This window comes from Pseudomonas sp. LTJR-52 (assembly GCF_003691465.1).
Classification (GTDB): domain Bacteria; phylum Pseudomonadota; class Gammaproteobacteria; order Pseudomonadales; family Pseudomonadaceae; genus Chryseomonas; species Chryseomonas luteola.
In genome coordinates this window covers 69,337-91,417 of the sequence record NZ_CP033105.1, presented here as the reverse complement: position 1 = coordinate 91,417, position 22,081 = coordinate 69,337, and the positions used below count along the sequence as shown (strand labels likewise).

Genomic DNA, 22,081 nt, shown 5'->3' with positions numbered 1-22,081 from the left:
GCTCCCATGACATCCCTCCCGCGTTTTTCTTCTCTTTCCTCTCTATTTAGCCGGCCTCTTGCCTTGCCGGATTTTCCTGCGTGCGCGTTTTTCAGCACCGTGCCCGGGCTTCTATTGAATTGCCGGAACCTTGCCTGAGGCTTAAAGTCAGTCGCCTATAACCAGAACAACCCCTGCGCAGCAGACCTTGATGGACGACTCGCGGGTAAATCGCCACGTCGACTGCTGGCATGCATATGGACTGTGAGGGAGGTTAATTGGCAATGCTTTTCTTTTCGCGGCGCGCTAGACCCCTGTTTCAGCGCACTTCCGCGTTGTTTCTGCTAGGGACGGCCCTGACCGGTATGGCAGGCTGCTCGGACGATTCACAACCGGCCCCCAATCCTCCTCACGTAAGAGTCCAGCGTGTAGCCCTGGAAGAGGTAGCGACTACTACCACCCTGACAGGCGATGTGCAGGCGCGTATCCAGACCACACTGTCATTTCGTATCAACGGCAAGATCAATGAGCGTCTGGTCGATGTGGGTGATCACGTCAAGCAGGGGCAGGTTCTTGCCCGTCTCGATCCGCAGGATCAGCGCAACAACGTAGCCGCCGCCGAAGCGCAGGTCTTTTCCCAGCAGTCCAAGGCGAATCTTGCCCGCGTGCAGTTCGAACGGCAAAAGGCGTTGATGCCCAAGGGCTACACCACCCAAAGCCAATATGACGAGGCCCTGGCTGCCCTGAAGGGCGCAGAAAGTGCCTTGAGTGCTGCGCATGCTCAGCTGGACGATGCACGCAAGCAGCTCAGTTATGCCAACCTGGTATCGGCCGCCAGCGGCGTAATCACCGAGCGGCAGGCCGAGGTCGGGCAGGTCGTTCAGGCATCCATGCCGATCTTTACCCTGGCGCAGGAGGGCGACCGCGATGCCGTCTTCAATGTGCAGGAATCGTTACTTGCCCGCGATCCGGGCAACCAGCCTATCGAGGTCGCCCTGTTGAATGATCCGACGGTGCGCACTACCGGCCATGTGCGCGAGGTTTCGCCGGTCATTTCCCAGCAGAGCGGCACCGTGCGTGTGAAGGTGCTGCTCGACAAGGTCCCGCCGCAGATGGCGCTGGGGACAACCGTTACGGCGTCATTGGGTACGCCAGACAAGCAGCGCGTCGTGCTGCCCTGGACAGCGCTCAATGGCACCGTGGAAAAGCCCGCCGTGTGGGTACTGGACGCTGACAACCGCGCCCACCTCAAACCGGTGACAGTTGCCCGGTACATCACCGGACAGGTCATGATCGATGATGGATTGGCACCTGATGACCGCGTCGTGACGGCTGGTGGTCAGCTGCTTTATGACGGACTCAAGGTCGAAGTCGTCGAGGTCACGGGTCATGCGCCCCCTGTTCAGCCTGCTGCCATCCACCCTGGTGATAACGCTAAGGCTCAACAGGGAGCGTCGTCATGAGCAGGGTACGTGTTCTTCTACTGGGCCTCGTGGCGCTGCTGGCCGCGTGCTCCGACAAGCAGGAGCCACCGCCTCCGGTCCGCCCGGTACTGTTCGTTGAGGCCAAACCCCAGCAGGCACGCGCGCTCGGTGCCTTTACCGGGAATATTCAGGCACGGTATGAATCAACCTTGAGTTTTCGCGTAGGCGGGCGCATTGCCCAGCGCAAGGCTGATGTAGGCGATGTGGTGAAGAAAGGCACCTTGCTGGCTGCGCTGGACCCGACCGATCAGCAGAATGCTTACCGCAGCAGCGAGGGTGATCTGGCCCAGGCTCAGGCCCAGTGGATGGACGCCGAGGCTGATGCCAAGCGGCAGCAGGCCTTGTATGCCAAAGGTGTCGGGTCCAAGGCGCAGCTGGATCAGGTCATGGCCCAGTTGCATACGGCTCGCGCTGCACATGATCGTGCCCAGGCCGCCCGGGATCAGGCCCGCAACCAGCTCTCCTACAGTGAGCTGTATACCGATTTCGATGGTGTGATCACGGCCTGGCATGCCGAAACCGGGCAGGTGGTATCCCCTGGTCAGCAGGTAGTCACCCTGGCGCGTCCCGAAGTAAAGGAGGCGGTTGTAGACCTGCCGGCAGGGCTGGCAGAGACACTGCCGGCCGACACGACGTTTACCATCACCTCGCAGTTGGAGCCTTCGGTCTCTACCACCGGCCGCATCCGTGAGCTGGCGCCTCAGGCCGACGCCATGACGCGAACCCGGAGGGTACGACTCACGCTGGCCGAACTGCCCCCAACGTTCCGCCTGGGCTCGCTGGTAACGGTAACGCTAACCAATGATGCGCCCCGTGAGCTTACCGAGCTGCCGGCCAGTGCATTGCTCGAGCGGGATGGCAAAACGTGCGTCTGGATCGTCGACCCTGACACCAAAACCGTTTCACTGCGCGAGGTCCATGTGCTGACCCGAGATGAGCGGAGCATTACGGTCGATAACGGCCTGAACGCGGGCGAGCGGGTCGTGACGGCCGGCGTACACAGCCTCAAACCTGGACAAGACGTAAAAATGGATGTGGAACAGCGCTGATGAAATCCTTCAACCTTTCTGACTGGGCGCTGCGTCACCAGTCCTTTATCTGGTACATCATGTTTGTCGCGCTGTTGATGGGAACCTATTCCTACTTCAACCTTGGCCGCGAAGAGGACCCCTCGTTCACCATCAAGACCATGGTGATCCAGACCCAGTGGCCGGGAGCGACCACCCAGGAAACCCTGGAGCAGGTCACCGACCGGATCGAAAAGAAACTCGAAGAGCTGGATTCGCTGGATTACACCAAGAGCTTTACCCGGCCGGGCTTGAGCACGGTGTTTGTGTACCTGCGCGATACCACCAGCGACAAGGAAATTCCCAATATCTGGTATCAGGTCCGCAAGAAGATTTCTGATATCCAGGGGCAATTTCCGCAAGGGATACAGGGGCCGGCCTTCAATGACGAGTTCGGCGATGTATTCGGCAGCATTTATGCCTTTACTGGCGACGGTATCTCGTATCGGCAGCTGCGCGATTACGTAGAGCGGGTGCGCCTGGACATCCGCGCAGTGCCGGACCTGGGTAAGGTTGAGCTCATGGGGGCGCAGAACGAGGTCATCTACCTCGACTTCTCGACGCGTAAACTGGCAGCACTGGGGCTCGATCAGCGACAGATCATGCAGAGCCTGCAGGCACAGAATGCCGTGACGCCCTCCGGCGTAATCGAGGCCGGTCCAGAACGCGTTTCGGTACGTACCTCCGGTGAATTCAAGTCAGAGAAAGATCTGGAGGCTGTCAACCTTCGGATCAATGACCGCTTCTACCGTCTGGCTGATCTGGCCACCATCCACCGGGATTACGCCGATCCGCCTACATCCCTGTTCCGCTTCAACGGCGAGCCGGCTCTGGGCCTGGCGATTGCCATGCGCAAGGGCGGCAACGTGCAGACCTTTGGTGCGGCGCTGTCCGAACGGATGAAGGCGATTACCGGTGAGCTACCGGTCGGGGTGGGCGTGCATCAGGTGTCCAACCAGGCCGAGGTAGTAGAGAAGGCGTCCAGCAGCTTTACCCATGCGCTGTTCGAGGCGGTCATCATCGTGTTGGTGGTGAGCTTTATCAGCCTGGGTCTGCGTGCCGGGCTGGTGGTGGCCTGCTCAATCCCTCTCGTGCTCGCCATGGTGTTTCTGTTCATGGAATACAGCGGTATCACCATGCAGCGGATCTCCCTGGGCGCCTTGATCATTGCCCTGGGCCTTCTGGTGGATGACGCCATGATCACCGTCGAGATGATGGTGACTCGGCTGGAAGAGGGCGACTCGCTCCACAAGGCGGCCACCTACGCTTATGACCACACGGCCTTTCCGATGCTGACCGGCACGCTGGTCACCGTGGCGGGATTCGTGCCTATCGGCCTCAACAAGAGTACCGCCGGGCAATACACCTTTACGTTGTTTGCCGTGATTGCCGTGGCGCTGATCCTGTCGTGGATCGTGGCGGTGCTGTTCTCACCGGTGATGGGCGTGCACCTGCTACCCAAGTCGCTCAAGCATAAAAAGGAAAAGGGGCCGGGACGACTGGCGCGCTGGTCCCAGAGCTCGCTGGTCTGGTCCATGCGGCACCGCTGGCTGACCATCATCATGACGGTGTTGCTCTTTGCGGCCGCGCTGTTCTGCATGCGTTTCGTGCAGAACCAGTTCTTCCCGTCCTCGGATCGGCCGGAAATTCTGGTGGACTTGAACCTGCTGCAGAACAGCTCCGTGCTGGAAACCCGTGCGCAAATGGATCGTTTCGAGGCATCCCTCAAGGGAGACCCAGACATTGCCCGCTGGAGTTCGTATGTAGGACAGGGCGCGGTGCGCTTCTACCTGCCGCTGGATCAGCAGCTCAATAACCCATTTTATGGACAGGTCGTTATTGTCAGCAAGGACCTGGAGGCCCGTAATCGGTTGATTCCCAAACTCAAGGAGCGACTCAAGAACGAATTTGTCGGACTCGATGGGTATGTACAGCCTCTAGAGATGGGGCCGCCAGTAGGACGGCCGATCCAGTATCGCGTCAGTGGTCCAAGCATTTCCGAGGTGCGTAAGCAGGCGCTGGCATTGGCCAGCGCCATCAGTACCAACCCGCATATCAGCGATATCCTTTTCGACTGGAACGAGCCGGGGCGGATGCTGAAAATCGATGTGAACCAGGACCGTGCCCGCCAGCTGGGGCTATCGTCCCAGGACGTGGCCCAAATCATGAACGGCGTGGTGAGTGGTACGCCCATTACCCAGGTGCGTGACAGCATCTACCTCGTCAACGTGGTAGGGCGCTCTGAAGATGCCGAGCGCAGCTCTATCGAGACCGTGGAAAACCTGCAGATCGTGACGCCCTCGGGCACCTCGATTCCGCTCAAATCTTTTGCCACGGTGGGGTACGAGATGGAGCAGCCGCTGGTATGGCGGCGTAACCGCCAGCCAACCATTACGCTTAAGGCCACTATCGAGGGTTCTATCCAGGCGCCGGATCTGATCAAGGCTCTTCAGCCCAAGATCGATGAGTTCAGAGGTAACCTGCCACTCAACTATCAGGTCAACGTAGGCGGTACCGTAGAGGAAAGCGGCAAGGCGCAAAAGCCCATTGCAAGCGTAATCCCGCTCATGCTGTTCCTGATGGCCACGTTCCTGATGATCCAGCTCCAAAGCGTTCAGAAGATGTTCCTGGTCGCCAGTGTGGCGCCGCTGGGGCTGATCGGGGTCGTACTGGCGCTGGTGCCCACGGGAACGCCGCTGGGCTTCGTGGCCATTCTGGGGGTGCTGGCGTTGATTGGGATCATCATCCGCAACTCGGTCATCCTGGTAACCCAGATTGATGAGTTCGAGCAGGATGGTCATCATCCCTGGGATGCGGTCATCGAGGCGACCAATCATCGACGTCGGCCGATTCTGCTGACAGCCGCCGCCGCCAGTCTGGGCATGATTCCCATCGCCCGTGAGGTCTTCTGGGGGCCGATGGCCTATGCGATGATCGGTGGCATTGTGGCAGCAACCCTGCTCACGCTGCTGTTCCTGCCAGCGCTATACGTGACCTGGTATCGCATCCGCGAACCAAGCAAAGCGCAATGAGAAAAGAAGGAAAAAACGGCAGCTGAACCGCCCCGGAGGGGTCGGGCGGTTCCAGCATGCCACAAGGAGCTATCTCCGGAGCTGCAGCAGGGTACGGGAGGGAGAAACCCAGTGCTAAAAGATTCTCGTCAGGGCTAACGAGAAGAGCACCGGCAGTGCTGCAGCTCACATGGACAAGAATAAAAGCGTAACATCTGGAAATAAATAGGCTGCTAAGCGAAACAGCGTTACGGAGCAGGCAACAATAATGGATACGTTACAAGGCATGCGGATTTTTACCCGGGTGGTCGACGCGGGCAGTTTTACGGCCGCTGCGGCCTTGCTGGATTTATCGACGGCGCAGGTTTCCCGGGTGATTTCCGACCTGGAGACGCATCTACAAACACGGTTGTTGCACCGTACTACCCGCCGGCTGGCGCTAACGGAGGCTGGGGAGCGCTATCTGGAGCGCTGCCGGGGCATTCTCGATTCGGTAGCCGAAGCCGAGGCTGAGGCCAGTGGTGCACACCTTAAGCCTTCCGGCCGGTTGCGCGTACACTCCCTGACTGGCCTGGGAACCGAACACCTGGCGCCTCTGGCGGCGCTCTATGCCGAGCGCTATCCAGATGTCACGCTGGATTTCACCCTGTCCCAGAATCGTCCTGACCTGATCGAAGAAGGCTACGACGTTGCGATTACCATGGATCGGCATCTGCCTGACTCCGAACTGGTCGCCCAACGGCTCGGTGAGGTCTATAGCGTCATCTGTGCCTCGCCCGATTACTTGGCCAAGTGGGGCACGCCCCATCATCCGCGCGATTTGGACCAGCACACGTGCCTGTTGCTTCAGGACCCGACGTTTCCCGAGGAGTGGGTATTTACCAAGCCGGACGAAGAAACGTCGATCAAGCCTCGCTCGATCTATCAGGTAAATGTTGCGGATGCACTGGCCAATACGGCCAAGGCCGGACTCGGCCTGTGCCTGTTGCCCAGCTTTATTGCTGCACCGGCCTTGCGGGAAGGCGGACTCGTGCGGGTATTGCCCGAGTATCGCCTGCGTGAGCGCAGTGTCTATGCGCTGTATCCGTCCCGACGCTTCCTGGATGCCAAGATCAAGGCGTGGGTGGATATCCTCAAGGAAGAGCTACCCAGACGGTTTAGCAACGACGATGACATCGTAGCCATGCATTCCTACTGGGCCATCTGAGCCTGCCTCGCCTGGAATACTTGCGCAATTGGTAAATCTCTATGTACCCAGGCGATATTTTTCAATAATTGTTACGCGTTATCCTAGTGATGAACCCAATCCAAGGGTGTCAGGAGTTCATCATGTTACGTTTGTTTACTGCCTCGATTCTTGCTGTATCTGCTGTTGCTTTTACCCAGGTGAGCTTTGCCCGTGATTCCTACGAGCAGAACTACAAGCTCGTCAACCAGAACCACGCTGTCATAGAGCGCTTCCAGCAGGCGCAACAGACTCAGAAAGCCCAGCAAGACCAGCAGGTTTCCCAGCGTTAATCCCGTTTGGCCCAGGCGCCCGCCGCGCCAAACGTCGTCTTCAGGACCTGCTCGTTTTCGGAGCGTTTCCGCCACTGCCAGAAGTTTCCCCCTTATGGACCATGCTCACGGTGTGAGGATGTGCATTTCCATTGCCTTCAGGCGTGACGCAAGTGCTTGTCGATAGTGCAGGTTCTCAAGGAAAAACCATTCTGCTCCTTTGGTTTTTCATGTTTTAGCCGCATCCCTTGATGCGGCTTTTTTATATCTGCGGTATTTATTGCAGGACTGCTTCAACCGCATCCCTTGCCTACCGGAGAGTACATGTCCCATCAAGACCTCGTTTCCATTCCTGATCGTCTGGCCGCCTTGCGTCAGGTCATGCATGAAGAGGGCGTCGATGCCTGCCTGATTCCGTCCGCCGATCCGCATTTGTCGGAGTACCTGCCCGAGCGTTGGCAAGGGCGGTCATGGCTATCGGGTTTCACGGGCTCGGCCGGTACGCTGATCGTGGCAAAGGATTTTGCTGGCGTCTGGACGGACAGCCGCTACTGGGAACAGGCTCAGGCTGAGCTGGCAGGTTCGGGCGTGGAACTGATGAAGCTGGTGGCTGGCGGCATGCAGGCCCACATCGACTGGATGGCCGAGCATGTACCGACGGGTGGCACCGTGGCGGTGGATGGGGCTGTGCTGTCGCTGGGTGCCGCCGAGGCGCTGCGCAAGGCTTTTGCCGATAAGAACATTTCGCTAAGCACCACTATCGACCTGATCGACCGTATCTGGCCCGAGCGGCCCGCATTGCCTGCGGCGCCGGTATACGCTCACGAGGCGCCATACGCACCGGTATCCCGCACTGAAAAGATGGAGCAGGTACGCAAGGCGATGGCCGAGCAAGGGGCTGACTGGCATTTCATTTCCAGCCTGGATGATATTGCCTGGCTGTTCAACCTGCGTGGTGCCGATGTGTCCTATAACCCGGTCTTTCTGGCCCATGCGTTGATCGGGCCGGGTCAGGTGCAGCTGTTCGTGGGTGCCGGGAAAATTCCGGCGGCTCTTGAGCGCACCCTGAACGAAGCCGGTATCCAGCTGGCCGCCTATGACGCGGCCCATGGTGCTCTGGCGGCGCTGCCTGCCGGGTCGCGTCTGCTGGTCGATCCGGCGCGTGTCACCTACGGCCTGGTGGAAGGCGTGCCCTCCAGCGTCAAGCGCATCGAGGCGATTAATCCATCCACTCTGTTCAAGTCCCGAAAGACGGCAGCCGAAGCACAGCATGTGCGTGAGGCCATGGAGCAGGATGGCGCGGCCTTGTGCGAATTCTTCGCCCAGTTCGAGGCGGCACTTGAGGCCGGGGAGCGGGTGACCGAGCTGACGGTGGATGAGTGGCTGACCGCTGCCCGCGCACGCCGTCCCAATTTCGTCTCCCTGAGTTTCTCTACTATTGCAGGCTATAACGCAGGGGGCGCGCTGCCCCATTACCATGCAACAGAAGAGGCACATTCCGTTATCGAGGGCGACGGCCTCCTGCTGATCGACTCCGGCGGTCAGTACCTAGGAGGCACGACGGATATCACCCGCGTTGTGCCCATTGGCACGCCCAACGACGAGCAGAAGCGTGACTTTACTCGTGTACTCAAGGGCATGATCGCGTTGTCCAGAGCGCGTTTTCCGGCAGGCATCGCGTCGCAGATGCTCGATGCGATTGCCCGTGCGCCCATCTGGGAAGCGGGCATCGATTACGGTCATGGAACCGGGCATGGGGTAGGATACTTCCTGAACGTACACGAGGGGCCGCAATCCATCACGTTCTATGGTCAACCATCCCCCAACAGTGCCATGCGGGAAGGTATGATCACGTCCAACGAACCCGGTATCTACCGGCCCGGGCAATGGGGCGTGCGGATCGAGAACCTGCTGCTCAACGTGGCCGAGCCTGAAACCGAGTTCGGCCAGTTCATGCGTTTCGAAACCTTGACGCTGTGCCCGATCGATACCCGCTGTATCGACCGTACGCTCATGCGTGAAGATGAGATCGGCTGGCTGAACGCCTACCACGCCGAGGTGCGTGAGCGTGTCCGTCCGCTGGTCAGCGGTGCGGCGCGCGATTGGTTGGATACTCGAACCCGGCCGCTATAAGCGTCCGTTTATTTACCGCCATGGAAGTCGGCCACAAGCGGGCTTCCTCGGGCGGTTCTCAAGGAATACCCATGAACGACCATAGTCAGCAATTCGCCAGCGACAACTACTCAGGGATCTGCCCGGAAGCTTGGGCGGCCATGGCCGAAGCCAATCACGGGCACGATACCGCCTATGGTAATGATGCCTGGACGGCCCGCGCCGCAGATCATTTCCGCGAATTGTTTGAAACCGATTGCGAAGTCTTCTTTGCCTTCAACGGTACTGCTGCAAACTCCCTGGCCCTGGCGGCCCTGTGCCAGTCCTATCACAGCGTGATCTGCGCCGAGACGGCCCACGTGGAGACGGACGAATGCGGTGCCCCGGAGTTCTTTTCCAACGGCTCCAAACTCCTGTTGGCCCCGACCACCCAGGGCAAGCTGACGCCTGATGCCATTCGCCAGATTGCCACCAAGCGCAAGGATATTCATTTTCCCAAGCCCCGAGCGGTCAGCATTACCCAGGTCACAGAAGTCGGCACGCTGTATAGCCTCGACGAGCTGAATGCAGTAGCCGATACCTGCCGCGACCTCGGCTTGCGTCTGCATATGGACGGCTCGCGCTTTTCCAACGCGGTGGCAAGCCTTGGCTGCACACCGGCCGAGGTGACGTGGAAGGCCGGCGTTGACGTACTCTGCTTTGGTGGCACCAAGAACGGCATGGCGGTGGGCGAGGCGATCCTGTTCTTCAACCGTGACTTGGCCGAAGACTTTGAGTATCGCTGCAAGCAGGCCGGTCAGCTGGCGTCGAAGATGCGTTTTCTCTCCGCGCCGTGGGTGGGCATCCTCGAAAATAATGCCTGGCTGCGTTATGCCGAACACGCCAACCACTGCGCCCAGCTCCTGGCTGATCTGGTGAAAGACGTGCCCGGGCTGAGTTTGATGTTTCCGGCGCAGGCCAACTCGGTGTTCCTGCAGCTTTCCGAGCCGGCGCTGGAGCGGCTGCGTGCTCGTGGCTGGCGCTTCTATACCTTTATCGGCAGCGGTGGTGCTCGTTTCATGTGTTCCTGGGACACTCAGGAGTCTCGCGTACGTGAGCTGGCTCAGGATATCCGCGACGCCATGCAGTCCTGATCGGGCCTGCGCTCTTGAAAACGCCGTACAGCGATCCTGTACGGCGTTTTTGTTAGTGCGCGATATCTTCCAGCGCCAGATTGCGAGTCTTGGGTCCGAAGCCGCCAATGGTAATCATCACGATCAGCATGCTGGTCACGATAAACGTGATCACGCCCGGCGTACCGAAGTGTTGGAGAAAGAGGCCGATCAGTACACTGCTGAAGACCGTGGAAAGGCGACTGAAGGAATAGCAGAACCCGACAGCTCGGGCACGAATGGGCGTGGGAAACAGCTCGCTCTGGTAGGAGTGGAAGCTAAAGGTCAGCCAGGCGTTGCACAGGGTGATCATCGCCCCACATGCGATCAGACCAGTGGCTGAGCTTTGAAACGCGAACAGGGTGCCGAACAGCATGGTGCCGATTGATGAACCCACGATCTGCCATTTGTTCTCGAAACGGTTGGCGATCTTTACGAACAACAAAGGTCCCAACGGGTAGGCCAGACTGATCACGAAGGCATAGGTCAGACTGTGGGTAACGCTGACGCCCTGGCCAGACAGCAAGGCTGGAAGCCAGTTACCAAAACCGAAGAATCCAATGGCCTGGAAGATGTTGAAGACGATCAGCATGAGGGCGCGCCGGCGGTAGGGCGGCTGCCAGATTTCGGTAAAGCGCCCCTGGGTCTCGAACGTAACCGCTTCGACGTGCGGTTCGGGAAGCAGGGCCTTGATGTCCCTGGCACAGCGGGCTTCCAGGGCCGACAAAACCTGATCCGCCTCGTCCAGACGGCCACGTTGCGCGAGCCAGCGGGGCGACTCGGGCAGGCGTGAGCGCAGCCACCAGATAAACAAGGCGAATACTGCACTGGCCAGTACAACCCAGCGCCAGCCGGAAATCCCGAAGGGGTCCTGCGGCACCAGCCAGGCCGACATCAGGGCGACCGCGGGTACGGACAGGAACTGGACGAAAAAGGCAAAGGCGAAGGCTGACGTACGGATGCGCTTGGGCACCAGCTCGGATAGATAGGCGTCAATAGTGACCAGCTCGATTCCCAGCCCGATACCAACGAAGAACCGCATCACGATAATGCCTAGTGCTGTGCTTTGCAGACCCATGAGCACCGTAGCCGCGGTGTACCAGATAAGCGCAAAGGTAAAGATGCGCCGGCGGCCGAAACGGTCTGCGATGGGACTCAGCAGACTTGCCCCTACGAACAGGCCCAGAAAGGTTGCCGAAGCGAACGCAGCCTGGTCGGCGATACCGAATACACCGGCGCTGCCAGTGGCAAACAGCCCGGCGCGTATCAAGCCAGGGCTGATATAGGCGGTCTGAAACAGGTCGTACAGTTCGAAGAAACCGCCGATGGAAAGCAGGGCGATTAGTCGGCAGAGCGTTGCCGTGGCGGGTAGCCGGTCGATCCGTGCCGAAATTTCGGCGGCACGCCGGTTGGAGAAAGCAGACGCTTCGGTGTCGGCAACCGATGAACCTGTCGTGAGCGAAGAAGAGGACATGCGCGAACATCCACAAAAGGGCGATACGCTCATCCTAGGAGAGTAGTGCTGATCTTAGGTTGCTAAAGATAAGGTTGGAGAGGGTATTTGCGACACCTAAGCATAGGTTCTCAGCGGAAATTGGTGAATCCTGCTTTTCCTGAGCATCTTGTTGGCAATAATAAAAAAGAGCAGAGCCCCTGGAGTCATTCCGAACCAGGGGCCTGTCTGTTACTTCAGATGCTTGTGCAATTCATCACCCGCCTGGGCGATGGCGCTCTGTACCGCAGGAACGTCGTGGAAGACGTTAAGCAAGCCGTAGTCATGGATAAGGCCGTTGTAGCGGACCTGCACCACATCCACCCCGGCTGCATTAAGCTTGCGGGCGTATGCCTCACCCTCATCGCGCAGCACATCGTACTCTGCAGTTTGGACCAGTGCGGGCGGTAAGCCTTTGAGCTGCTCAGTCGTGGCCTGCAGCGGCGAGGCGTGAATCTCCTGGCGCTGCTTGGGATTGGTGGTGTAGTTATCCCAGAACCACTTCATCATGTTGCGGGTCAGGAAGTGCCCTTCGGCATAGGTGTCATACGAGCCGGTGTCGAAGTTGGCATTAGTGACCGGCCAGAGCAGTACCTGATAGCGGAGCTTGGGTGTGCCTTGCTCTTTCGCCATCAGGCTGACGACTGCCGCCATGTTGCCGCCTACGCTGTTACCTGCGACAGCCAGGCGAGAGCCATCTACGTTGATTTCCTTGCCATGCTCGGCGACCCAGCGGGTAGCGGCATAGGCCTGATTAATGGCTACCGGATAATGCGCCTCAGGCGAAGGCGTGTAATTCACGAAAACGGCCACCGCCCCCGAGTTGACCACCAGATCCCGCACCAGACGCTGGTGAGTAGGGAAGTCACCCAGCACCCAGCCGCCACCATGGAAGAACATGAACGCCGGCAGGGTTTTGGTGACACCGGCAGGTCGGACGATGGTCAGCGAAATCCTCTGCCCATCAGCGGTAATAGTCTTCTCGCTCACCTCTACGTTGGACAGATCGACCTTCACGCCTGATTGGGCACCCGTCAGGACAGCACGGGCATCCTTGGGCGAAAGTTGCTCGAGAGGCTTACCCCCGCTCTGGTTCAAGGTGTTCAGAAAACCTTGGGTGGTACGCTCAAGGCCGATGTCATCTGCGGCCAGGGCATGACCAACGACCAGGGAAAGGGCAGAAACAGTGAACAGCTGAGCAAGCATTTTCATGATCCGTTTCTCCAGAGACGCCGCGCTGGGGCGTCCCGCGTCAGGCTTAGACGAGGGTCAGGCGTACATCCACGTTGCCGCGGGTGGCATTTGAGTATGGGCAGACCTGATGGGCCTTCTCGATGATGTCCTGGGCCTTGGCATGATCCAGGCCCGGCACGCTGATGCGCAGTTCGATGTCCAGGGCAAAGCCGGTGGGGATCGGACCGATACCGACTTCTGCCGTCACGCTGAGATCACTGGGCAGCGCCACTTTTTCCTTGGCCGCTACAAACTTCATGGCACCGATAAAGCAGGCCGAGTAACCCGCTGCAAACAGCTGCTCAGGGTTGGTTGCTTCGCCGCCTTGTCCGCCCAGCGCTTTTGGAGTAGCCAGTTTTACATCGAGAATACCGTCGGCGCTGATGGAACGACCGTCACGGCCACCGGTGCTGGTTGCGGAAGTCTTGTACAGAATATTCATATGCATCGCCCTCGGATTAATTTGATTATTGCGATAATCATTTGGTCTTTAAAAAACGCCGTGGAAGTCGTTGCTCGTTACCGCGTTGTCTACAGGAATTAAGTTATTCCGATATTGATTATCGCGCAAACTATTTATTTGCGAGTCCGACGAACGGTTATTCCATGGGTTGGAGGGAGCGTTAGTGCTGCGGCCGCTTAGGCATGCCTTTATTGATTCAGGCTGTCGCGTAGCTTAATCAGGCTGGACCGAAGCTGCCCCATGTCATCATTACCCAGGCCACAGGCCAGTTGTACTGAGCCGTTGATTTCTTCGGCTTTCTTACGCAAGGTCTTCCCGGCAGCCGTCAGCTCGATCGAGAGGTTGCGTTCGTCCTGAAGGCTGCGCTTGCGGGTGACATAGCCTTCCGCTTCGAGCCGCTTGAGTACCGGTGTCAGGGCGCCGGAGTCCTGATGCAGGCGTTTGGCCAATTCCTTGAGCGTGAGACCGTCGCTTTCCCAGAGCACCAGCATCATCAGGTATTGCGGATAGGTCAGGCCGACGGCTTCCAGGAGCGGCTTGTAGACCTTCGTCATGGCGAGGGAGGTGGAATACAGGGCAAAGCAGAGCTGCTGATCAAGTTTCAAACGGTCTTCGTCTTTCATAGGATGGAGGTCTCGCAGGACGGCCCGGCTAATAGAAAAGAGCCATTATTCTAGCGTAGACGCTTCGCCAGGCGGAGCAACAATAAATACAAGGAATTCTGGGGTTGGGTGCCCATGGGGAAGTGGCATCCGGTACGATACGGGCTTGCCCTTGGCTATACCTGTTCGAGACCCCGCCACCCCATGCGAATCCACGTCAGTTTTATCGACCGTGTCGGCATTACCCAGGAAGTGCTGGCGCTTCTGGGGGCGCGCAACCTCAATCTTGATGCGGTCGAGATGGTGCCGCCCAATGTCTATATCGATGCGCCGACTCTGAGTGCCGAGGTGCTGGAAGAGCTGCGTGGTGCACTGCTCACGGTGCGTGGGGTACAGGCTGTCCGAGTGGTGGATATCCTGCCAGGGCAGCGCCGTACGTTGCATCTGGATGCCTTGCTTGCCGCCATGGCCGACCCGGTTCTGGCCGTGGACCGCGAAGGTAGCATTCTGTTGGCCAACCCGGCCTTTGCCGCCATGGTGGACGACCCGTCGCCCCAGGGCGCGACGGTGGCTACGCTGTTCGATGATCCAGCCTTGCAGCGGGAACTGCTGGAGCAGGCCTTTCGGATTCCCATGCGCGAGGTCACCTTGCGCGGGCAGGCACTCCTGCTGGATTCGACCCCAATCAGCGAGGCTGCCGAAGGCAACGCCCAGCGGCTGGCCGGTGGTCTGCTGACGCTTTACGCCCCCAGCCGGATCGGAGCCCGTCTTTCAGCGCTGCGCCATGACCCGGCCGAAGGCTTCGAATCGATCCTGGGCGACTCGGCACCGATACGTGCGCTCAAGGCCCGCGCCCAGCGAGTCGCGGCGCTGGATGCACCGCTGCTGATTCAGGGTGAGACAGGGACGGGTAAGGAGCTGGTAGCGCGGGCCTGTCATACGGTCAGCCCTCGTCGCAATGCGCCGTTTCTGGCACTCAACTGTGCGGCTCTGCCGGAAAGCCTCGCGGAAAGCGAGCTGTTTGGTTATGCACCGGGCGCGTTCACCGGTGCCCAGCGCGGCGGCAAGCCCGGTCTGCTCGAGCTGGCCGACAAAGGCACCGTGTTTCTCGACGAGATTGGGGAGATGTCCCCGTATCTTCAGGCCAAGTTGCTGCGGTTTTTGTCTGACGGTACGTTTCGCCGGGTGGGCGGTGAGCGCGAACTGAAGGTCAATGTACGTATTTTGAGTGCCACGCACCGGGATCTGGAAAAGCGTGTCGCCGAAGGGACCTTTCGGGAGGATCTGTTCTACCGACTCAACGTCCTGAATCTCGACGTGCCGCCGCTGCGTGAGCGTGGGCAGGATATTCTGGTGCTAGCCCGGCATTTCATGCAGCAGGCCTGCGCCCAGATCCAGCGGCCCCCTTGCCGACTGGCGCCGGGAACGTATCCGGCACTTTTGAGCAATCGCTGGCCCGGCAATGTGCGGCAGTTACAGAACGTCATTTTCCGGGCGGCGGCCATCAGCGAAAGCACCGTAGTGGATATTGGCGATCTGGATATTGCCGGCACGGAAGTCGCACGGCAGGTAGACGGCGAGGTAGACAGCCTGGATGAGGCAGTCTCAAGCTATGAGAAAGCCCTGCTCGAAAAACTCTACCCACACTACCCATCCAGTCGTCAACTGGCGGCCCGTCTCAAGACCTCTCACACCGCCATTGCCCACCGGCTGCGCAAGTATGGCATTCCCAGCAAGAGCTGAGTGTTTTTCTACAAGGACACTGTTTGAAGACCTGGGCGAATTCGTCCGCGTCTTGCTGGTCTATGAGCCATAGACCGTTCGCGACGGACCTCCATGGAGGGGCTGTCATTAGTTTCTCAAGGATGAGCGGTGCTTATGCCCCCAAACACGACCCAGTTGTACATGACCAACGCTCACCAAGACCCCGAGCAGCCACCTGCTGCGCTACAGGATGCGCTTGAACGCTACGGCCTGTTAGCCCATCCACGTTTGCCCGAACTTGCCGATATCGCCCGGCGAGCCCAGGAGACCTATTCCGTTTCGCAAGTCGTCATCCACTTATGTGATGCAGAAGGGCTCTGGCTGGCCGCAGAGCAGGGCGTCTGCCCTGCGGCCGAGGCTTATGCGCCCTGGGAGGAGGCATTAACGGCGACCGATATTCTGGAGTTCAGCGAGCCGAGGAGCGATTTGAGCTTTACTCCGCCATCGGCCCTGAATGCCAGTACCGGTTCGTCCTACTATGCAGGGGTTGCGCTGAAAACGGCTGCGGGTGTGCCTGTTGGCGTGCTCAGTCTCATGGACACGGTGCCACGCCGGCTGGATGCTACGCAGCGCCTTTTGCTTCAGGAATTGGCCCGTTCAACTGTGGCGCAACTGGAGATTCACGGCCTGACCGTCGAGCGAAACAGGGCCCGCCAGGCTGAAGAGCAGCAGTATGCAGAACACGCGGCTTCCCAGCGCGAACAGATTCTCGACAGCGCGGTGGATTACGCCATTTTCTGCATGGACCTTGAGGGCCACATCACCACGTGGAACGAAGGTGCTCGTCGTACGCTTGGCTGGGCAGAGGCGGAAGTGCTGGGCAAGCCTGCTGCGATCATCTTCACACCCGAGGACCGCGCTGCCAATATCCCTGAAAAAGAACGCGACACAGCCCTGGAACAGGGGCGCAGCATGGACGAGCGCTGGCATGTGCTCAAAAGCGGACAGCGCTTCTGGGCAAGTGGCGAGCTCATGCCACTTAGGAATACATCCGGTCAGGTCGACGGGTTCATCAAGATTCTCCGTGACCGTACCGAGCAGCGGCTGGCCGCACAGGAACTGCGCGCCAGCCGCGACAGTTATCGCCTGCTGCTGGATTCCATCTCCGAGGGATTCTATTCAATCGACCAGCACGGCGTGGTTACCCTGTGCAACGTCGCTTTCGTCAGGCTGTTCGGCGCCGAAAGTGAAAAGGATATTGTCGGATGGCGCCTGGAGGAGCTGATTGATCCGGCTCATGAGGCGGCACGCCGGGCGATGGCGGACTATCCTATTTATCGCACGGCCCGCGAGGGAACGGCTGAATACGTGGCGGAGGGTGCCTTTTACCGGCGTGACGGTTCCTGCATCCCAGTGGAATATCGGGCCCAGGCTATTTTCCAGGATGGCAAACCACAGGGTGCCATCTGCACGATCGTGGATAATAGCGAGCAGGTCCGCGCCTATGATGGCTGGCGCCGGGCAATGATGATCGTTGAGCAGTCGGATGACTTCATTGGCATCGCTGCGCCGGACGGCCAGGCCTATTTTGTCAACAAGGCCGGACGTCGGATGGTCGGGCTGGCCAGTGAAGAGGCGGTCAGGCAGAGCCATGTGCTGGATTATTTCCTGCCTGAAGACCGTCTCTTTGCCGAGTCGACCATTCTCCCAACCGTTTTGAACGAGGGTAAATGGGTAGGCGAGTTTCGGTTCCGTGATCATCGCACTGGGGCCGGTATCCCGGTTCACTACTCGGTGTTTGCAACACGGGACGAACGAGGCGAGGTCATGGGGATTGCCGCCATCGCCCGGGACCTGTCCGAACAGCGGCGGACCTTACGGCGGCTGGAAGTCAGCGAGACGCGATTGAGGCAGATGACCGATTTGTCACCTGCCATCGTCTGGTTCGGCAATCCTGATGGTTCGCTCAGCTACCTGAACAGTTACTGGTACGACTACACCGGCCAGACCCCGGAAGAGGCCATGCCGATGGGCTGGGCCCAGGTTATCCACCCCGAGGATGCCCAGCGACTTCTGGATGTCTGGCTCGATGCCCGTAGCCGGGGCGTGTTCTATCAGCTTGAAGCACGGCTACGGCGCAAGGACGGGGCCTATCGCTGGTTCGATATCCGTGCGGAGGTCCTGCGTGACGAGGCTGGAAACGTCACCGGCTGGATGGGCAATAACAGTGATATCCATGACCGCAAGGAGGCCGAGGAAGCGTCCCGGCGCCTGACGGAGACCCTTGAGCAGCGGGTGGCCGAGCGTACCGCAGATCTTGACCGCATGTGGCGCCTGACCACCGACGTAATGCTGGTCGCGCGCTTCGATGGCGTCATGATGGCCGCCAACCCGGCCTGGAAGCACCTGTTGGGCTGGCAGGAAGATGAACTGCTGGGCAAGGTGCTGCTGGATTTCGTTCACCCCGACGATGTGGAAAGCACCCTGGCTGAAGTGGGCAAACTTTCCCTTGGGCATACCACACTGCGGTTCGAGAACCGCTATCGGCACAAGGATGGTAGCTACCGATGGCTTTCGTGGACCGCTGTGCCCGATGCGCGCTATATCCATGCGGTTGGCCGTGATATCGAGTCGGAAAAAGTAGCAGCAGCTGAGCTGGCTCAGGCGCAGGAGCAACTCCGCCAGAGTCAGAAAATGGAAGCGGTTGGCCAGCTCACAGGCGGTATTGCCCATGACTTCAACAACCTGTTGACCGGGATCATCGGCTCGCTCGACCTGATCCGCATGCGAATCCAACAGGGCAAATTGGCGGATCTTGACCGCTTCGCCAGCACGGCCATGTCCTCGGCCAGTCGAGCGGCCGCTCTGACGCACCGGCTACTGGCCTTTTCCCGTCGGCAGCCGCTGGTGCCCAAAGTCGTCAATGCCAATGACCTGATCACCGGTATGGATGATCTATTGCACCGCACCATGGGTGAATCGGTGCAGCTGGAAATCGTCAAGACGGGGGCGCTCTGGCTGACCCTGTGTGATCCTCATCAGCTGGAAAACGCCATCCTCAATCTGGCCATCAATGCCCGCGCTGCCATGCCGGACGGGGGCAGGCTGACCATCGAAACCAGCAACACTCATCTGGACGAGGCCTATGCGTCCCGTGACCGGGACATCAAGCCTGGCCAGTACATCTGCATCAGCGTGACCGACACCGGAACCGGGATGACTCCAGATGTTATCGCCAAGGCGTTCGACCCGTTCTTTACGACCAAGCCGCTGGGCGAGGGGACCGGGCTTGGGCTGTCGATGATCTATGGCTTTGCCCGGCAATCGGAAGGGGCAGCCAAGATCTACTCGGAGGTTGGTCGGGGTACGACCATCAAGCTGTACCTGCCGCGCTACTACGGTGAGCGCAGGGAAGAACCTCAGGTCCGGCAGCCGGTATCGTTGAGTCGGCAGTCCGAGGCCAGCGAAGTCGTGCTGGTGGTCGAAGACGAGCATGCTGTCCGCAGCCTGGTGGTAGAGGTCTTGAGTGAGTTGGGTTACTGGGTGCTGGAGGCTGTCGACGGCCCTTCTGGTCTGGAGATACTCAAGTCCGATCTGCGCATCGACCTGCTGGTAACCGACGTTGGTCTACCGGGCATCAATGGGCGGCAGATGGCTGATGCGGCCCGGGTCACGCGGCCAGACCTCAAGGTCCTGTTCATGACCGGGTATGCGGAAAATGCGGTGATTGCCAATGGTTTCCTGGAGCCAAACATGGCCATGATCACCAAGCCTTTCCCGATCGAGATGCTGGCAGCCCGCGTGCAGGACATGGTCCACCGTAGCAAGGGGGAGTGACCAGCGGAGCGGCTGGCGGATAGAGAGCATGGATGAATGGGTGCGAAGTTGCGAAAATGCGCGCCCCCGGCAGGTGCCTTAGCCTGCCGGCTCATTCGTGACAAGGAGTGTCCCATGCTTGCCAGCGTGCTTGACTACCTCAGTGGTCTGCCGGCGTTCGCTATTTATTTCATTCTCTCGCTCGTGCTTCTGGGCGCGTTTGCTTTCACTTTCAGCTGGCTTACTCCACACCGTGAGTGGCAGCTGATTCGCAACAACGTGCCAGCGGCGGCCCTGGCGTTCGGTGGTACGTTGCTGGGGTTTGTCCTGCCGTTGGCCAGCGCGATGCGGGTATCAGTCAGTGCGCTGGACTACCTACTCTGGGCCCTGATCGCAGCAGTCGCTCAGCTGGTTACATTCGTCGTGCTGCGCCTTCTCGTGCCGGGGCTGCCCCAACGGCTCAGCAATAACGAAATGGCCAGCGGTATTCTCGTGGCGACGATGTCTGTATCGATTGGCGTGCTTAATGCCGCTGCCATCAGCGGGTGAGGGCAGGGCATGAAACGCAGCCGAGCTATCCAGCTGGTACTGGTTGGAGTCACACCCCTCATGCTGGCCGGGTGTGATCAACCCAAGCCGGGTTATCTGTACCGATCCGTTGCCGAGTGCATCCGCGACGGCACCTTCACGCCCAGCCTCTGCTCCTCGGAGTATGAATCCTCCCGCGCGGTCCATCACCGCAGTGCGCCGCGTTACGCCTCCCTGGGTGAATGCGAGATCGACTTTGGCACCAATGGTTGCGAGCTGCTGGAACCCCGGTCTTCGTTCTACGTTCCGCTCATGACCGGCTTTCTGCTGGGCCAGCGCCCGCCGCGGGAGAGCGAATCGTCCTCCTCAGGCGGTGCCTCTTATGGTTATTCCAGTAGCGTCAGTGGAGGACAACGCCAGCGCGAGTACACGCGTACCTTTCCCAGCCAGCCGCTGTACCAGTCACGGGACGACCTGGCGCATTACCGCACTGCCAATAACGAGGTGGTCGGTTCACGACCGGGTATCGCTTATCTGAACAAGAGCGCCTATGCCTCCAGCGAGTCTCGGGTCGTCAGCCGGGGCGGCTTTGGTGCACGGGCAGCCTCCTACTCGTCACGGTCGAGCGGATCATGAAGCGGATCGATATGACCGAGCGCCCGGATTGGCGCGAACAGGCGGAGCAGCTTGGCTTTCTGTTCCACACCTTTGATGGCGAACCCTACTGGGATGAGCGGGCCGCGTACCAGTTCAGCCTGAAGCAGATCGAAAACGATCTGGAAGCCCCTACGGCCGAGTTGCATCAGATGTGCATGGCACTGGTCGACGAGATCGTCGGCAGCGAGGCACTGCTCTCGCGTCTGGCTGTACCGGAGTACTTCTGGGCGTGTGCGGCTGCCAGCTGGAAACGTCAGGACCGCCATCTGTATGGCCGTATGGACTTGGCTTATAGCGGTCAGGGACCGGCCAAGCTGTTCGAGCTGAATTACGACACGCCGACCTCGCTGTACGAGGCAGCCTTTTTCCAGTGGCTATGGCTGGAGCAGATGCAACAGGCGGGCAGGCTTCCCGCCGGGGCGGATCAGTACAACAGCATTCAGGAGCAGCTGATCCAGACGATTCGCGCCTTGCGACCGCATCAGCCCCTGTATCTGGCCTCGGTCAGAGAGTCGCTGGAGGATCGCGGCACGGTCGAATATCTGCGGGACTGCGCCACCCAAGCGGGTATTCAGACGCGTTATATCGCTGTAGAGGATATCGGGCTGGACAGGTCACAGGGGTTTGTGGACTTGAACGATGAATTCATCCCGTCACTGTTCAAGCTCTACCCCTGGGAGTTCATGCAGGACGAGGCGTTTGGACATTCTATTCCCAGCTCCTTTACGCAGTTCTATGAGCCGCCGTGGAAGGCGCTGCTCAGCAACAAAGGTATTCTGGCCTTGCTGTGGGAACGACATGAAGGGCATCCCAATCTGCTTCCAGCCTTTTTCGATAAAGAGGCCGGTAGTCCGGTCGCGCCAGGCTGGGTACGCAAGCCGCTGTTCTCTCGGGAGGGTGCCAACATCGAATTGCACAGTCTGGACGGCACGCGTCTGGACGTGCCGGGCCCGTACGCGGGCCCCAGCATCGTGCAGCAATGTCACCCGTTGCCTTGTTTTTCCGATAACTACCCTGTTATTGGCAGTTGGGTGGTAGGTGACACGGCCTGTGGGGTGGGTATCCGTGAGGATGCAACATTAATTACCCAAGACAGCTCGCGCTTCCTGCCCCACTTCATTCTGGATTAAATCTGTATCGAATTCATTGCGCTGTAATGAATTCGATACGACCGCTAAAAAAGCCTTGCCCATTCTGGACTCGCAAGGGCTCTGGCAGAATTCTTTCCATAGGGTGTAGCACTTTCGTTACACCGCCTTTTATTACCTCATTTTCCTGTAGGCCG

The 22,081-nt window shown here is 59.3% G+C and carries 16 protein-coding genes; 12 read left to right on the top strand and 4 right to left on the bottom strand.

Annotation, left to right across the window (positions count from 1 at the left end):
• Window positions 1–263 precede the first annotated feature (263 nt).
• From EAW52_RS00395 to EAW52_RS00365, 7 genes are all read left to right on the top strand, one after another.
• A complete protein-coding gene (locus EAW52_RS00395; protein ID WP_122041009.1) occupies window positions 264–1,442 on the top strand; it encodes an efflux RND transporter periplasmic adaptor subunit in 1,179 nt (392 codons plus the stop codon).
• On the top strand, window positions 1,439–2,512 hold the full coding sequence (locus tag EAW52_RS00390) for an efflux RND transporter periplasmic adaptor subunit (RefSeq protein WP_122041008.1): 1,074 nt from the start codon (window positions 1,439–1,441) through the stop codon (window positions 2,510–2,512). The genes EAW52_RS00395 and EAW52_RS00390 overlap by 4 nt, the downstream gene beginning before the upstream one ends.
• Window positions 2,509–5,562 carry an efflux RND transporter permease subunit gene (locus EAW52_RS00385; RefSeq protein WP_122041007.1) on the top strand — a complete coding sequence of 1,018 codons (3,054 nt, stop codon included), beginning with the start codon at window positions 2,509–2,511 and terminating at the stop codon, window positions 5,560–5,562. Before EAW52_RS00390 ends, EAW52_RS00385 begins: the two co-directional genes overlap by 4 nt.
• A 247-nt stretch (window positions 5,563–5,809) precedes the next feature.
• Entirely contained in the window at window positions 5,810–6,748 is a 939-nt protein-coding gene (locus tag EAW52_RS00380) for a LysR family transcriptional regulator (RefSeq protein ID WP_122041006.1), read from the top strand.
• Window positions 6,749–6,870: 122 nt separating this feature from the next.
• Window positions 6,871–7,059 (top strand): hypothetical protein, encoded by a 189-nt coding sequence (locus EAW52_RS00375; RefSeq protein ID WP_122041005.1) that lies wholly within the window; start codon window positions 6,871–6,873, stop codon window positions 7,057–7,059.
• A gap of 303 nt (window positions 7,060–7,362) precedes the next feature.
• Window positions 7,363–9,171 carry an aminopeptidase P family protein gene (locus tag EAW52_RS00370; RefSeq protein WP_122041004.1) on the top strand — a complete coding sequence of 603 codons (1,809 nt, stop codon included), beginning with the start codon at window positions 7,363–7,365 and terminating at the stop codon, window positions 9,169–9,171.
• A 71-nt stretch (window positions 9,172–9,242) separates the two neighbouring features.
• Window positions 9,243–10,283, top strand: coding sequence for a low specificity L-threonine aldolase (locus tag EAW52_RS00365; protein WP_122041003.1), 1,041 nt, complete (start codon window positions 9,243–9,245; stop codon window positions 10,281–10,283).
• Between the two features lie 52 nt (window positions 10,284–10,335).
• Here the strand turns inward: EAW52_RS00365 and EAW52_RS00360 are convergent, their stop codons facing one another.
• The 4 genes from EAW52_RS00360 to EAW52_RS00345 all read right to left on the bottom strand — a co-directional run bounded on the left by EAW52_RS00360 (window position 10,336) and on the right by EAW52_RS00345 (window position 14,112).
• The gene (locus EAW52_RS00360) at window positions 10,336–11,775 is read right to left on the bottom strand and encodes an MFS transporter (RefSeq protein ID WP_122041002.1); all 1,440 of its coding nucleotides are present in this window, start codon (window positions 11,773–11,775) and stop codon (window positions 10,336–10,338) included.
• Window positions 11,776–11,985: 210 nt separating this feature from the next.
• Window positions 11,986–13,005, bottom strand: a complete 1,020-nt coding sequence (locus tag EAW52_RS00355; protein WP_122041001.1) for an alpha/beta hydrolase — start codon at window positions 13,003–13,005, stop codon at window positions 11,986–11,988.
• Between the two features lie 46 nt (window positions 13,006–13,051).
• Window positions 13,052–13,468: an organic hydroperoxide resistance protein gene (locus EAW52_RS00350; RefSeq protein WP_122041000.1), complete on the bottom strand. Its 417-nt coding sequence runs from the start codon at window positions 13,466–13,468 to the stop codon at window positions 13,052–13,054.
• A 209-nt stretch (window positions 13,469–13,677) separates the two neighbouring features.
• The gene (locus tag EAW52_RS00345; protein ID WP_010796670.1) at window positions 13,678–14,112 is read right to left on the bottom strand and encodes a MarR family winged helix-turn-helix transcriptional regulator; all 435 of its coding nucleotides are present in this window, start codon (window positions 14,110–14,112) and stop codon (window positions 13,678–13,680) included.
• A gap of 183 nt (window positions 14,113–14,295) precedes the next feature.
• Between EAW52_RS00345 and EAW52_RS00340 the strand changes: the two genes are divergently transcribed.
• The 5 genes from EAW52_RS00340 (at window position 14,296) to EAW52_RS00320 (ending at window position 21,926) form a co-directional block, all read left to right on the top strand.
• On the top strand, window positions 14,296–15,834 hold the full coding sequence (locus EAW52_RS00340) for a sigma-54-dependent transcriptional regulator (protein ID WP_122040999.1): 1,539 nt from the start codon (window positions 14,296–14,298) through the stop codon (window positions 15,832–15,834).
• A gap of 135 nt (window positions 15,835–15,969) precedes the next feature.
• Window positions 15,970–19,632 (top strand): PAS domain S-box protein, encoded by a 3,663-nt coding sequence (locus tag EAW52_RS00335; protein ID WP_256680801.1) that lies wholly within the window; start codon window positions 15,970–15,972, stop codon window positions 19,630–19,632.
• Between the two features lie 114 nt (window positions 19,633–19,746).
• The gene (locus EAW52_RS00330) at window positions 19,747–20,160 is read left to right on the top strand and encodes a DUF350 domain-containing protein (RefSeq protein ID WP_122040998.1); all 414 of its coding nucleotides are present in this window, start codon (window positions 19,747–19,749) and stop codon (window positions 20,158–20,160) included.
• A gap of 9 nt (window positions 20,161–20,169) precedes the next feature.
• Window positions 20,170–20,775: a DUF1190 domain-containing protein gene (locus EAW52_RS00325; RefSeq protein ID WP_010796674.1), complete on the top strand. Its 606-nt coding sequence runs from the start codon at window positions 20,170–20,172 to the stop codon at window positions 20,773–20,775.
• Window positions 20,772–21,926: a glutathionylspermidine synthase family protein gene (locus tag EAW52_RS00320; protein ID WP_122040997.1), complete on the top strand. Its 1,155-nt coding sequence runs from the start codon at window positions 20,772–20,774 to the stop codon at window positions 21,924–21,926. The genes EAW52_RS00325 and EAW52_RS00320 overlap by 4 nt, the downstream gene beginning before the upstream one ends.
• Window positions 21,927–22,081: the final 155 nt, after the last annotated feature.

Coding starts and splice junctions, on each gene's coding strand:
- EAW52_RS00390 (WP_122041008.1), top strand. CDS start 1,439: ATGAGCAGGGTACGTGTTCTTCTACTGGGCCTCGTGGCGCTGCTGGCC.
- EAW52_RS00340 (WP_122040999.1), top strand. CDS start 14,296: ATGCGAATCCACGTCAGTTTTATCGACCGTGTCGGCATTACCCAGGAA.
- EAW52_RS00355 (WP_122041001.1), bottom strand. CDS start 13,005: ATGAAAATGCTTGCTCAGCTGTTCACTGTTTCTGCCCTTTCCCTGGTC.
- EAW52_RS00325 (WP_010796674.1), top strand. CDS start 20,170: ATGAAACGCAGCCGAGCTATCCAGCTGGTACTGGTTGGAGTCACACCC.
- EAW52_RS00330 (WP_122040998.1), top strand. CDS start 19,747: ATGCTTGCCAGCGTGCTTGACTACCTCAGTGGTCTGCCGGCGTTCGCT.
- EAW52_RS00320 (WP_122040997.1), top strand. CDS start 20,772: ATGAAGCGGATCGATATGACCGAGCGCCCGGATTGGCGCGAACAGGCG.
- EAW52_RS00380 (WP_122041006.1), top strand. CDS start 5,810: ATGGATACGTTACAAGGCATGCGGATTTTTACCCGGGTGGTCGACGCG.
- EAW52_RS00365 (WP_122041003.1), top strand. CDS start 9,243: ATGAACGACCATAGTCAGCAATTCGCCAGCGACAACTACTCAGGGATC.
- EAW52_RS00360 (WP_122041002.1), bottom strand. CDS start 11,775: ATGTCCTCTTCTTCGCTCACGACAGGTTCATCGGTTGCCGACACCGAA.
- EAW52_RS00370 (WP_122041004.1), top strand. CDS start 7,363: ATGTCCCATCAAGACCTCGTTTCCATTCCTGATCGTCTGGCCGCCTTG.
- EAW52_RS00335 (WP_256680801.1), top strand. CDS start 15,970: ATGCCCCCAAACACGACCCAGTTGTACATGACCAACGCTCACCAAGAC.
- EAW52_RS00350 (WP_122041000.1), bottom strand. CDS start 13,468: ATGAATATTCTGTACAAGACTTCCGCAACCAGCACCGGTGGCCGTGAC.
- EAW52_RS00375 (WP_122041005.1), top strand. CDS start 6,871: ATGTTACGTTTGTTTACTGCCTCGATTCTTGCTGTATCTGCTGTTGCT.
- EAW52_RS00395 (WP_122041009.1), top strand. CDS start 264: ATGCTTTTCTTTTCGCGGCGCGCTAGACCCCTGTTTCAGCGCACTTCC.
- EAW52_RS00345 (WP_010796670.1), bottom strand. CDS start 14,112: ATGAAAGACGAAGACCGTTTGAAACTTGATCAGCAGCTCTGCTTTGCC.